The organism is Roseofilum capinflatum BLCC-M114 (assembly GCF_030068505.1).
GTDB lineage: Bacteria > Cyanobacteriota > Cyanobacteriia > Cyanobacteriales > Desertifilaceae > Roseofilum > Roseofilum capinflatum.
The window spans coordinates 48857-61773 of record NZ_JAQOSO010000055.1; the positions used below are offsets into that span (position 1 = coordinate 48857).

The window sequence follows — 12917 nt, forward strand, 5'->3', positions numbered from 1 at the left end:
AGAGCATAATATTTTCTCGGTAGATATGGTATAACTGGTTGCAATTATAGCGTTAAAAGACGGTGGTGTTCGTTAAGTAAGATACCAATTGTTGAAGATAGGCTAAGTTTTACCACTCTTGTAGAGCGATCGCCAATCCATCTTGCAGTTTCCTAGGTACATTGGCTTGTTCACTCAGATACTGGAGTTGTTGATAAGCCCGATCGCCAAATGGTTTCAGAGCGGCGATCGCATGAAGACGCACCGTCATCTCCTCTTGAGCTAATAACTCAATTAAACTCGCCAGAGCGCGATACTCCTTTGGAGTCGCTTCGCGATCGCATTTTAAATACCCCAAACTTAAGGCAATTTCCCCCTTAACCCTGGGGGAAAACTCCAAATTTAAGCCCTCAATCAATGCGCTCGTGACTCGTTCTCGTTGTTCTTGCGGTTGCACCTGTGCCACCCCTTTAACGATCTCTAGGGTTATAGTTTCCGAATATCGACCACTCAGAAAACGTTCTAGCAAAGTCTCCAGGGCAAAATGAGCGACTTCTGAATCTGAATCTAGCATCAGTCCCAATCCCTGAATGGTACTCTGTTGTAAGGGTTTAGGGGTACAGTGAGAACGAAGGATCGCAGAGAGCGCGATCGCCCCCTCCAGGGTTGCCAAACGTCCCAGAGCGATCGCCGCCTGTTTACACACTTGCAGATCGAAATCCCAGAGGCGATCGCGCAACTTCCCAACCACCTGCTCCTTCGATACCAGACTTAGGGAATGGCGATCGCAGCGCAATCCTAACCCCACCACCGCAGCAGAGCGCACCCTTGCCATCACATGCTCCAACCCCATCATCAAAGCCGGAACCACACGGGGATCTTGAAAATAACTCAATCCCTCCAGAGCCAAAGTATACACCTGGGGATTCTCATCCGGAACCACCTTTAACAAAGCAGAAATCACCTCTGGATGGCGAATCCGAATCAGAGCGCCCACCGCCAACTCCCTCGTCATCGGATTTTCCAGTAACTCTTGCAACACCGCCAGGGCAGAATCACCAAAACTACTGAGAATATCAGCGCCCAAAGCGCGTAATTCTTCACTCTCAGTCGTTCTTAAAACCTCTAGCAACCCTGCAATCACCACCGGTTGGTTAAACTTCTCCAAAATACTGCCCGCAAACCACCGTAATTCTTCATCCTCCTCTTCATCTGCCAAAAGTTGCAATAATGGGGCGATCGCCCTCGATCCCAACTTGGGTAACAGCTTCGCCACATCCCACCGCATCTGAAAATCCCCAGAGCGCAAAACCCTTAACCCTAAATCCAATAGCTCTAATCGGCGATCGTCCCCTATTCCTTCTTGCCAAACCTGCACCTGATGCTGAAACTCAAGATACAACTGATCCTCTTGTTCTCCATCATGGTGGCCCTGAGACGCGATCGCCGTTTTTAACCTTTTCATATAGTACGACTCAAATATTATGTTGAATTTTTTTTAGAGTATCCAGTCACCCTAAGCAAGTTTTCTCTCGATTTTAGTAATGGAAACAACAAAAATTATAACCCTATGAGCTTTATGCATCCAATCTATGCTTTTTTCCACCCAAGTTAGCCCTTATCGCCAAGCTAAAATGGTGTTCAAGTTTGTTATCCGTGCTAGATCTAGACAGCCATGATTCAACTCTATCCCCATCCCAAGCAGAAATCCCTGCCCACCATGTATGAGCTACCCAGCGAAAACCCGGAGGAACCTGGATTGCCTGATGAATTTCATGACTACCAACCCGATTTACTCACCCAAACTTGTCAATCTCCCTGCTACCAAGAACAAGACTATTTTATCGCCAGCGATCTCAATCTCTACTATGACAGCAATCATCCCCTCTGGTACAAACGCCCCGATTGGTTTGTGGTGTTGGGAGCCAAGCGTAGCCGAAATCAACAAGAGTTACGCCTCAGTTATGTGATTTGGCAAGAAGAAATCAGTCCCTTTCTGGTGATTGAGTTAGCCTCCCCAGGAACGGAAGATGAAGATTTAGGACGTACAGAGCGTGAAGAGAAAAAACCACCGACAAAATGGGAAGTTTACGAACAAATTTTACAGGTTCCCTATTATCTGATTTACGATCGCTATCAAAATCAGTTGCGGGGGTTTATCCTCAATGCTGGCAGATACGAACCCCTGGATTTATCGGAAAAGAAGGTGTGGTTAGAAGAATTAGGTTTAGGTTTGGCACTATGGCAAGGAGAATATGAGGGAGTGGAGGGGTTATGGTTGCGTTTCTGCGATGCAGATGGCAACTGGATACCCACACCAAGCGAGCGAGCAGAACGAGAGCAGCAACGAGCAGAACGAGCGAAATTAGAATTACAACAACTACGGGATAAACTGCGACAGCTCGATATCGATCCCGACTCCCTGTAATATCAAGTCGGTTGGATCGGTTAGTGTTGTTTCGTCCATTGAATTTCGGTTAAACTTTAGACTAACAATCTAGCAATATAGAGAATGACTTGTATGAGCAATGAAGCCTCTCAAAATGCCCCAACTAATATCGAAGTGCAGATGAACTTCAAAAGTTCTGTGAATAGCGCAGTAGGGAAAGCGGGGACGGTAAATGTTAATCTGAAGCAGAGTCTGGCGGATTCGGCGGCTGAAATTCAGCAGTTACTGCAATTGCTCAATCGCTCCTACCCGGAGGACTTGCCTGCGGAGACTCAGGCAGAGATTGAGGTTGCAGTGAACGGGATAGAGAAAAATCCGGCGCTCAAGGAGCGAGTAATGGCAGCGTTGAAGGCTGGAGGAGTCGAGGCGCTGAAGGAACTGACGGATAATGCTTATGTGAATATTTTCGTGGCAGCTTATGAAGGGTTCCAGAATCCATAATGCCCTTTTTAGAAAAGCATGAGGTTAGACTGATGACAGTTGAATCATTTCGCTACGGTAAGGAAGAATTTGCGCGACGGGGGAATGAGATTTATCAATCTCAGGTGCGTCCTCAAGTTGAGGAAGGCAATTATGGCAAGATTGTGGCGATCGATCTGGAGACTGGAGCATTTGAACTAGCAGAGGATACCATGACGGCTTCGGATCGATTAATGGAACGATACCCGGATGCACAAATCTGGTGCGTTCGCATTGGATACAAGGGTGTTCATCGCTTTGGAGTCGGTCGCTTACTGTAACATTATGATGCAGGGAATAGTTAATCACAATTGCGAGGCCATACTCCGGCTGGTGGTGGGTAATGTGGGTTCGCAAAGGCAAGTTATTGATGCTGTGATTGATACGGGTTTTACTGGTTTTCTAACTTTGCCTGTATCGGTGCTGACCGATCTCCAACTCAGAGCTTACAGGCGGGAAGAAGGCACTTTAGGCGACGGAAGCAGTTGTGTTTTTGATGTTTACCGTGGTTCTGTAAATTGGGATGGAGAGATTCGACAAATTGATATCAATGCCTCGGAGACTACGCCTTTGGTTGGGATGAGTCTGCTGTATGGCTATCAGATACAGCTTGATGCTGTGATTGGAGGTCGTGTTACTGTTCGTTCGTTGAGCAGTTTGAACTGATGGGTAGGAAAGAGATTACTGAGGACTGGAGGTTAACCGGTTATGCCGGAAGAGGAGTCTAAGCCAGAAATACAGATGAATTTCGAGGGGCCAGTGGGGACGGCCATTGGTAAGATTGTCCATCAACCCCCAAAACCCCTACCGGTAGGGGTTCCGCAGAACTTGCCACTGACGGGGGCTAGGGTGTTTGTGGGACGGGATGAAGTGATGGAGCGGTTACACGAGCAGCTCCAGAGAACGGAGCGGGTGGCGATTACTTCGGTGACGGGGATGGGGGGAATTGGCAAGACGGAGTTGGCATTACAGTATGCTCGTCGGTTTCTGGAAAAAGCTTATCCGGGGGGAGTGTGCTGGTTGGAGGGGCGCGGTGTGGATGTGGCGGTGCAGTTTTTGAGCTTTGCTAGGTCGCGGCTGGATTTGAATCCTTCGGAAGAGTGGAGTTTGAAAGAGCGGGTAGATTACTGTTGGCAGCACTGGAAGCCAGAGGGTAAGGTGCTGGTGGTGTTTGATGATGTGCAGGAGTACGAGACGATTGAGGGAGTGCTGCCGTCGGATGGACGGTTTAAGGTGTTGGTGACCACGCGCAAGCAAAAGTGGGAATCCTTTCAACGCCTAGAGTTGCAGGTGTTGACAGCAGAGGCGGCATTGGAGTTATTGGTGTCATTTGTGGGAGGGGAGCGGATAGAGCGGGAGTGGGAGACAGCGAAAGCCCTGTGTGCGGATGTGGGCTATTTACCCTTGGCGTTGGAGTTGGTGGGACGGTATTTGGCCAAGAAACGGGATTTATCGTTGCTGAAGATGCGGGAGCGGTTGGGATTAGAGCATCGCTCTTTGCAGGATAGGTCGGCGGAGATGACGGCCGAGCGGGGGGTAGCTGCGGCGTTTGAGTTGAGTTGGCAAGACTTGACAGAAGAAGAGAAGGAGTTGGGACGGTTGCTGAGTTTGTTTGCTCCAGCACCGATAACTTGGTCATGGGTAGAAACGATTCATTCGGAGGTAGATGAGGAAGATTTAGAGGACTGGCAAGCAGGCTTGGTGGAATTGAGCTTATTGCAACGGGTGGAGGAAGAGCGCTATCAACTGCATCCGTTGATGCGAGAATTTTTTCAAGTAAAACTTGTCGATCTACATGATGCTGAGTTGCCAGAAAGTATAACTCATGAGTTTGCAAAAATTGTTAAAAAAATTCATTTAGTGCATCCCAGATACTTCATCAAAAAATGTTAGATTGGGATTTTGGCATACAAAATCCAGCACTTTCTGCTCTGAGAATTGGCAAACTATTTCGAGTTGCGATGCAGAGTTGGTCAATAGGAATTGGTTCTCTCAGTCAATTAGTCATTACCTTCACTAAAGATGGTGATTTCCCTAGGATAGGCACGGCTATGGTTGATGCAAAATGGACGGATGACATTACTCTAACTTCTATGGTCATTGCCTACTACTTCGGTGATAAAATGGGTGATAATGTTGTTTGTTTGCCTCCAGGAGTAAGTCAATATTTTGCAAGTAGAAATTCTAGTTATGATTCAGAACTTAGAACTCTTTTAGATGAAGGATGGAATATTAACTGTATGCCATATGAACCAAAACCTTCTTGGGTTTGGAAGAAAAGTTTTCAAACTATTACTAAAAAACTGTCTAAATTGATAAACCAGAGATCTATTCCTGTTTCAGGAAGTTATCTTTCTTTCGAGGCAGCTTGGCATGGAGCCTTATATGTAACAGGAATACGTTACCCTGATTTTGAACCAATTCGGATAGATGAGATTGAATCTAGGTTAGATAAACTAGAAATTTCTAAAGCTTCACCAATGATTAAATTTTGCATCAGTCAATTAGAAGATCAATTAAACAAAAGTCGTTCACAAGATGAAACTTATTTAACTCTTCCATCCACATTCAGATATTTCTGTGAAACTGATATAGTCTCTCCTGAGATTGTGCTTGAATATGTAGAAGATGTTTATCAAAAAGCAATTGATAGCTATCAACAGTTGCTTGATACTTGGTTCAGTCATCTTCTACCAGAGTTACAACTTGCATCAATCCTACCTGCTAAAATCGTAGGTGTGGTTACACCCCCTAAACATAAGCGAGGCTCAGTTAGTATTAGTTGGTGTTGGGTTCCCTTGCCTAAAGGTTCTAAAAATCGTGTAGATTTTAAATTGGGCGACCAAAGGTTATTAAGGGAAGATTCCCGCTTGCCTCACTTGTCTCGGAAGATAGTGCAAGATCGCTTACATTTACGAGATTGCAGTGAGCCAATTTATCCTTATATTCATATGAGAGAAGATTCTTTAGGATGCTATCCAGTAACTAAGATGGTTTATCGGTGGTTGTGGCACGATTTAGAAAGAATTGGCTGGGTTACAGGTAACTTCAAAGATGAGTTCTCTTGGAAATAACGCCACAAATGCGATCGCCTTCTCCTGAACCCTCTGCTGTCACTTTCGGCGATCGCGATCGCTAACCCTGCAAGACTTCTAGAATGAGAATTACAACAACTACGGGATAAACTGCGACAGCTCGATATCGATCCCGACTCCCTGTAAAATCTCTATCTTCCTCTCCTTATATCAAGTCCGGTTTCCGCAAGCGGACATGAAAATTTGTTAAGAAGCGGGCAAGATGCCCGCACTCCTCAAATTCTTTGATATGACTGGAGTGGGAGCATCTTGCTCCCTGGATTTTTAATTAGGGTATTTCCGCTTCGCGGACATGAATAAGCGAACTTGATATTACTGGGGATAAAAAACAACAGCTCGCTTGAGCCAATCCGCTTGGTTAGGGTTGACATCGGCTGGCGGATAGGCGATCGCCTCCACCTGAAGCCGCTTGGGATCGATGCCCTGCTGAATCAGCACCTTTTGCACCGCTTCCGCCCGTTGACGGCTCAAGGTTTGACCGTTTTCTTCTTCCTGATCGGGACTAATATGGCCGGCAATTTTCAGGTTTAATTCGGGGTAGCGTTTCAACAGCGTTACCAAGGGAATAATTTTTACTCGGATATCTGTCGTCGGTAACTGGGCGGAATTGACGGTAAAATAAATGCGAATCGGAATTTGTGGGGGTTGCACTTGCACCGTATTAGTTACCGCTTCGACTCCGGGAATTTCCGTAAACGCTTGAGTGATGCGAGTAGCATCAGCAGCTTGAATCACCGTCCCAGTTACCGTAACTTCCCCATTGGCATACTCAGCCGAAATGGAAATACCATCTAACTGATCCAATGTTGCCTCTACCCTGGTGACCTCTGCTTGAATTTCTTCCGGTGTGGGAGGGGGGGCAATAATTTCTACCTGATTCTCTAACTCCAAATTCGGGGCATTTTCCTCCATCACCCGTTCTACGGTTGCTTGTAAACTCGGATCGGGCAATTGTCCGGTTAACGTCACCTCATCCCCTCTCACTTGTGCATCTAAGCGATAGGGCGCAAGGGTGGGTGAAGCCGCCAAAACTTCTGTAATTTGGCGACTTAACCGGGTTTCCCGCATCGAGCGATAGGCAAACCAGCCTAATGGCAACAGGGCGATCGCCACCACCCAAGCCAGAGCCGCCAGCCAAACCTTAGAAATACCGCCAGAGCGCAGGTTTTCCACTTTTTCCTTAAACACCAAGGTAGCCGGTACATGGGGTGCTTTTTCTCCCTCTCCAGTCCCCCCTTTAGCGGCGATTAACTCCTCAATTTGGGGACTGAGCAGTTCCATTAACTCTTCTGGTGTGCGTTGTTCCGAGGGTTCAGGTGCTGGAGGCAATCCGGCTAAGGCAGTTTCGATCTTTTCTGCAACTAGCGCTTCTACGCGACTATCAATTTTGGCTTGCACTAATCCTTCTAACTGACTCAATAGGGCAGATTCGAGCTGTTGCATATCCGGATTTTCCGGCAGGTTGATCTGTCCCAATAATTCCCCTTGTACCTGCTCCACCCGTTGTCCAATTAAGCTCTCTAGCGTCGGTTGCAAACTTTTTACCAGCTCCGAAGAATCCGGTAATGTTTGGTTTTGCACATACTCTGATAACTTCTCAGACAATTGAGTGTTCACCTGAGCGGCGATCGCCGGTTGCAGATCCTCCACCGAAGGCAACGCAGGCTGCTCCTTGGGAGTCAGCAACCTTACCAACTCTTCCCGCGACTCTTGCAGTCGTTGCGTCATCCACTCCGTTAACTGCTGCTGTAATTGGCTTTCGAGTAGTTCCTGTTGCTGTTCTAAATAGGGTTGGAGGGCGCGTTTAAGTTGCTTTTGCAACGGCGGCACTAACTGAGGTAAAATCAGATGCACCACATCCTCCGAGTGAGTTTCAATATACTCCATCAGATCCGTCCGTAGCCAGCGATCGAACTGCTTACGGGTTCGCTCATCCGACTCTTTCAAGGACTCTTCAATCCGCTCATCAACTCCCCGCAGCAGTTCATCCAACAGCCGATCCCAATTTCCTGGAGAGAGCATCCCCTGATTCTGTTTCGGCATCAGAGGAATCAGGGTTTCGGCAATTTCCTGCTTGTTGTCTTTAATGGTGCTAGTCAAGGCTGGATGAAGCCATTGCATCAGGCTAGTGGGCGATCGCATTAAATACCGCTTCACCTCCTCCCCCACCACCGGCACTAACACCCGCGTTAACTCCTGCACATCCGGCCCTTTCTTCTGTAAGCTTGCCAATTCTTGCTTCAGCTCTTGCAATTCTTTTTGTTTGCTTTGCAACTCATAAGATTCCGGTGGGATAAGTAGATTCCGCAGTTGTGTTAAAGGATCTTCTTCAATTGACTCTTCTGTTTGTGGTTTGTTTAGATCCTCTGCCATTGATCCTAGTCCTTACTGTAATTAATGGGTTCTACAGATTCTTTGCCGTTCTTTACCAGCGCGTTTTCAGTCATTTTGCACCTTTAACCCCTATTGAATCGGGGTTTGAGACCTTCACACTTGAATTACTTATGTAAGTTTTGCACTTTTATCATACAAGAACTTCATAAAAATAAATATTTTGTAATTTGAAATACGAAACCTTGCGATCGATCTCCCTAACATACTAGCTAATTCACGGCGGAGCAGACCCAGATCAATTCTTACCGAACTTAAAGAGGTTCTTTATCTATGACCACCGTTCCCTCCACCGAAAAACTCAATAAATTTGAACGATTTAAGGCCGAAAAAGACGGATTAGCCGTCAAAGAGGAACTCGAACAATTTGCCCAAATTGGGTGGGAATCCATAGACGAAACTGACCGCGACCAACGGCTCAAATGGCTGGGAATCTTCTTCCGGCCCGTCACCCCCGGCAAATTCATGCTCAGAATGCGGATGCCTAATGGTATCCTCACCAGCGAACAAATGCGAACTTTAGCCGAAATTACCCAAAAATATGGAGAAGACGGCAATGCCGATATTACCACAAGGCAAAACTTGCAACTGCGAGGTATTCGCCTAGAAGACATTCCCCAAATCTTCCAGAAATTCGAGCAAGTGGGCTTAACTTCCATACAATCGGGGATGGATAATGTGCGAAATATCACCGGTTCTCCCGTCGCTGGCATTGATGGCGCTGAACTGATTGATACCCGCCCCCTGGTGCAGGCAACCCAGGACATGATTACTAATTCTGGTCAAGGGAACCCTGAGTTTACTAATTTACCTCGAAAATTCAACATTGCGATCGCCGGCGGCCGAGACAACTCCGTTCATGCCGAAATCAACGACATCGCCTACGTTCCCGCCTACAAAGACAGTATCCTCGGCTTCAACGTTATCGTCGGCGGCTTCTTCTCCGGCAAACGCTGCGAAGCCGCCATTCCCCTAGACGCTTGGATAGAACCCAATGACTGCGTAGCCGTCAGCCGCGCCATTCTCGAAGTCTACCGAGACCATGGACTGCGGGCAAACCGCCAAAAATCCAGACTCATGTGGCTCATTGACGAATGGGGAATCGAACGCTTCCGAGCCACCGTCGAAGAACAACTCGGCAAACGTCTCCAAGAAGCCGCCCCCAAAGACGAATTCGACTGGGACAAGCGCGACCACATCGGAGTTTACCCGCAAAAACAAGCTGGACTCAACTATGTTGGACTGCACATTCCCGTCGGTCGGCTCTATGCCCCCGATATGTTTGAACTCGCCCGGCTTGCTGAGGTATACGGCAATGCAGAAATTCGGCTCACTGTCGAACAAAATGCCATTATTCCGAACATTCCCGACTCCCGTCTAGAAGCCTTCCTCGCTGAACCTCTATTAGAGAAATTCAGCCTCAACCCCGACCCCCTCTCCCGCGCCCTCGTCTCCTGTACCGGTTCCCAATTCTGCAAATTTGCCTTGATTGAAACCAAAAATCAGGCCAACGCTATGATTGCAGAACTGAGTCAGGAATTAACCCTAGAAAAACCGGTTCGCATCCATTGGACAGGATGCCCCAACTCCTGCGGACAACCCCAAGTCGCCGATATCGGCTTAATGGGAACCAAAACCCGCAAAGACGGGAAAAGCGTAGAAGCCGTTGATATCTTCATGGGGGGAAAAGTCGGCAAAGAAGCACAACTGGGCGAAAAAGTCATGAAAGGTATCCCCTGCGAAGACCTCAAACCCGTCTTACGCAACCTGCTTGTTGAGCAATTTGGGGCCCAACCGAAACCGGGCTATGTAGCCCCAGTGAACCCAGAAGTTAACGGCAATGGGAAAAAATCTCACACCTCTGAACCGGTTGCACCCCCTGTGGGAACGGTGCAATTAACCAAAATGGGTAAAACCTTCACCTGTTATGAGGGCGAGTCCATCTTGGAAGCCGCAGAACGGTCAGGTATTGACCTAGATTCGAGTTGCCGTTCTGGAACTTGTGGAACCTGTCAACAACACTTGGTTTTTGGAGAAGTTCGCTATCTCCAAGACCCTCAAGCTTTGGGTAAACAGGAGGAAGTCATCCTCACCTGTAGCGCTCATCCCGTCGGAGACATTGTTCTTGACGTTTAGAAGCCATAAAAAAACTGGGGGAGTTTCCCCAGCCCACAAATTTTAGTCTTATTTCGGAGTATCGCAAAAATGTCTGCACATCACAACCGTCTTTCCCCCGTTGAGTCTGTCTTGTTAAAAAGCTTAAGCTTAGTGGGTGTGGTGATATTTACTGGACTGATGGCCAGTCGTTGGAATCATCTGTTAGCCCAAGCCGCTTCCGCCGAAACCGAAGTCGCCGAAACCGTCGCGCCAGAACCGGAACCGGAAGAAGTCATTGTTGCTAGTGCCAGTAGCACTCCAGTAACTCCTGTAGTTATGACCGAAACCGTAGAGCCTGAAGCCCTTGCCATGGTTGATGAAGCAACTCTCACCAAGCTAGGCTCCGAACTTTATGAGCAAATCGATAGCAGTTGGCAAACTGCGCCCACCTTCTCCGAGAGTTTAGTGTATCAGGTGGAGGTTAACCAAGAAGGGGCGATCGCCAAATACACCCCCCTAAACTCCCTCGCCTCCGACCACCTCAGCGAAACCCCCCTCGCCACCCTAGCCCAAACCGAAAACAGCTCCAGCGCTGCCCCCTTCCTCGTCGTCATGGCTCCCACTGGAGTCCTCGAAGTCAGTCCCTGGACAGGGAAATAGGGAATAGGGAATAGGGAATAGGGAATAGGAAAAACCCGGTTTTACCCCTTACCCCTTACTCATTACTTCTTACTCAATTACTCATTACTTAATTCATCGTCATGCTCAAAGAAATGTGGTCATTCCAGGGCAGATACAAAATTCTGCACATGACCTGGTTCGCCTTCTTCCTCTCCTTCGTCGTTTGGTTCAACCTCGCCCCCCTAGCCACCGCCGTTAGAGAAGACTTCGGTCTCGAAGTCGGCCAAATTCGCACCCTTGCCATCTGTAACGTCGCCCTCACCGTACCCGCCCGGATTATCATCGGGATGCTCCTGGACAAATACGGGCCCAGAATCACCTACTCTGTCCTGCTCGTCTATGCAGCCATTCCCTGCATCGCCTTCGCCAGCGCCCAAAACTTTAGCCAACTGGTCATTAGCCGACTCGCCCTCAGCATCGTCGGTGCAGGTTTCGTCATTGGCATTCGCATGGTTGCCGAATGGTTCCCCCCCAAAGAAATTGGTCTCGCTGAAGGCATCTATGGAGGATGGGGAAACTTTGGTTCTGCTGCTTCCGCCTTCACCCTACCCACCATTGCCGCCATTCTCACCTTCGGAGCCGGTAGCCTCATCAACTGGCGACTCGCCATTGCCGGAACCGGAATTATTGCCGCCCTCTATGGAGTCCTCTACTTCTTCAGCGTCCAAGACACTCCCCCTGGCAAAGTCTATCAAAAGCCCAAGAAAGCTACCGGCCTAGAAGTCACCACCAAAAAAGACTTTTGGTTCCTAATGCTGATGAATATTCCCCTCTCTGGCATTCTGGCTGTTCTCGCTTGGCGCTTAAGTAAAGTCGGCTTTCTCAATACGTCCCAACTCTATATTGTTTGGGCTTGTTTACTCGGTCTCTATCTCTTCCAAGCCTATAACTGCTGGGACGTAAACAAAGAACTCATGCTCGGCAAAAAGCGCTATCCAGCCGAAGACCGTTATGACTTCTCCCAAGTTGCCCTCTTAGAACTCACCTATATTGTCAACTTTGGCTCAGAACTCGCAGTTGTTTCCATGCTCCCCGCCTTCTTTGAAGGAACCTTTGGCCTCAGCAAACAAGCCGCCGGTATGATTGCTGCCAGTTATGCCTTCATGAACTTAATGTCCCGTCCTGGAGGCGGTTTAATCTCCGATCGCCTCGGAAGCCGTAAAATGACTATGGCAGTATTGACCGGATGTATGGGTATTGCCTATCTGATGATGGGCCGCGTTACCGGCGGTTGGTTTTTACCCCTCGCTGTCATGCTCACCATGATGTGTTCCTTCTTCGTGCAAGCGGGAGAAGGCTCCACCTTCGCCATGGTTCCCCTCGTTAAACGCCGCGTCACTGGACAAATTGCCGGTAATGTCGGAGCCTACGGCAACGTCGGAGCCGTCGCTTACCTCACCCTCTTTAGCTTGCTCCCCTCCGGAGATGTGGGTAACCGAGTCTTCTTTGAAGTCCTAGGAGTCGCCAGTCTCATCGTCGCCTTCCTCTGCGCCTTCTTCCTCAAAGAACCCAAAGGCTCCTTCGCCGACCACCACGAAGGAGAAATGGAAGCCACGACTGTTCCCCACGTGGAACCCATTGCGGCCGAATAAGGGAATGGGGAATGGGGAATAGGGAATAGGGAATAGGGAATGGGAATAGGCAATAGGGAATGGGCAATAGGCAATAGGCAATGGGCAATAGGCAATAGGCAATGGGCAATAGGCAATGGGCAATAGGCAATAGGCAATAGGTATCTGTGTCTCCCCATCATCCCATCACCCCAT

The 12917-nt window shown here is 48.3% G+C and carries 11 protein-coding genes; 9 read left to right on the plus strand and 2 right to left on the minus strand.

Annotated elements, in window-relative coordinates; genetic code table 11:
* Positions 1-109: 109 nt before the first annotated feature.
* Positions 110-1444 carry a HEAT repeat domain-containing protein gene (locus PMG25_RS09810; RefSeq protein ID WP_283766718.1) on the minus strand — a complete coding sequence of 445 codons (1335 nt, stop codon included), beginning with the start codon at positions 1442-1444 and terminating at the stop codon, positions 110-112.
* Positions 1445-1654: 210 nt separating this feature from the next.
* On the opposite strand from PMG25_RS09810, the gene PMG25_RS09815 reads away from it, so the two are divergent.
* The 6 genes from PMG25_RS09815 (at position 1655) to PMG25_RS09840 (ending at position 5961) form a co-directional block, all read left to right on the plus strand.
* A complete protein-coding gene (locus PMG25_RS09815; RefSeq protein WP_283766719.1) occupies positions 1655-2407 on the plus strand; it encodes a Uma2 family endonuclease in 753 nt (250 codons plus the stop codon).
* 93 nt (positions 2408-2500) lie between these two features.
* The gene (locus PMG25_RS09820) at positions 2501-2869 is read left to right on the plus strand and encodes a hypothetical protein (protein WP_283766720.1); all 369 of its coding nucleotides are present in this window, start codon (positions 2501-2503) and stop codon (positions 2867-2869) included.
* 32 nt (positions 2870-2901) lie between these two features.
* Complete coding sequence (locus PMG25_RS09825; protein WP_283766721.1) at positions 2902-3168, plus strand: hypothetical protein; 267 nt, start codon at positions 2902-2904, stop codon at positions 3166-3168.
* 4 nt (positions 3169-3172) lie between these two features.
* Positions 3173-3553, plus strand: coding sequence for a hypothetical protein (locus tag PMG25_RS09830; protein ID WP_283766722.1), 381 nt, complete (start codon positions 3173-3175; stop codon positions 3551-3553).
* A 42-nt stretch (positions 3554-3595) separates the two neighbouring features.
* Complete coding sequence (locus PMG25_RS09835; protein WP_283766723.1) at positions 3596-4780, plus strand: NB-ARC domain-containing protein; 1185 nt, start codon at positions 3596-3598, stop codon at positions 4778-4780.
* Positions 4774-5961, plus strand: coding sequence for a hypothetical protein (locus tag PMG25_RS09840; protein WP_283766724.1), 1188 nt, complete (start codon positions 4774-4776; stop codon positions 5959-5961). Before PMG25_RS09835 ends, PMG25_RS09840 begins: the two co-directional genes overlap by 7 nt.
* A 333-nt stretch (positions 5962-6294) precedes the next feature.
* On the opposite strand, the gene PMG25_RS09845 is transcribed toward PMG25_RS09840, so the two are convergent.
* Positions 6295-8355: an OmpA family protein gene (locus tag PMG25_RS09845; RefSeq protein WP_283766725.1), complete on the minus strand. Its 2061-nt coding sequence runs from the start codon at positions 8353-8355 to the stop codon at positions 6295-6297.
* A gap of 291 nt (positions 8356-8646) precedes the next feature.
* Between PMG25_RS09845 and PMG25_RS09850 the strand changes: the two genes are divergently transcribed.
* The 3 genes from PMG25_RS09850 to PMG25_RS09860 all read left to right on the plus strand — a co-directional run bounded on the left by PMG25_RS09850 (position 8647) and on the right by PMG25_RS09860 (position 12743).
* On the plus strand, positions 8647-10509 hold the full coding sequence (locus tag PMG25_RS09850) for a ferredoxin--nitrite reductase (protein ID WP_283766726.1): 1863 nt from the start codon (positions 8647-8649) through the stop codon (positions 10507-10509).
* 69 nt (positions 10510-10578) lie between these two features.
* Positions 10579-11130 carry a hypothetical protein gene (locus PMG25_RS09855; protein ID WP_283766727.1) on the plus strand — a complete coding sequence of 184 codons (552 nt, stop codon included), beginning with the start codon at positions 10579-10581 and terminating at the stop codon, positions 11128-11130.
* Between the two features lie 101 nt (positions 11131-11231).
* The gene (locus tag PMG25_RS09860; protein ID WP_283766728.1) at positions 11232-12743 is read left to right on the plus strand and encodes an MFS transporter; all 1512 of its coding nucleotides are present in this window, start codon (positions 11232-11234) and stop codon (positions 12741-12743) included.
* The last annotated feature ends 174 nt before the right edge of the window (positions 12744-12917 follow it).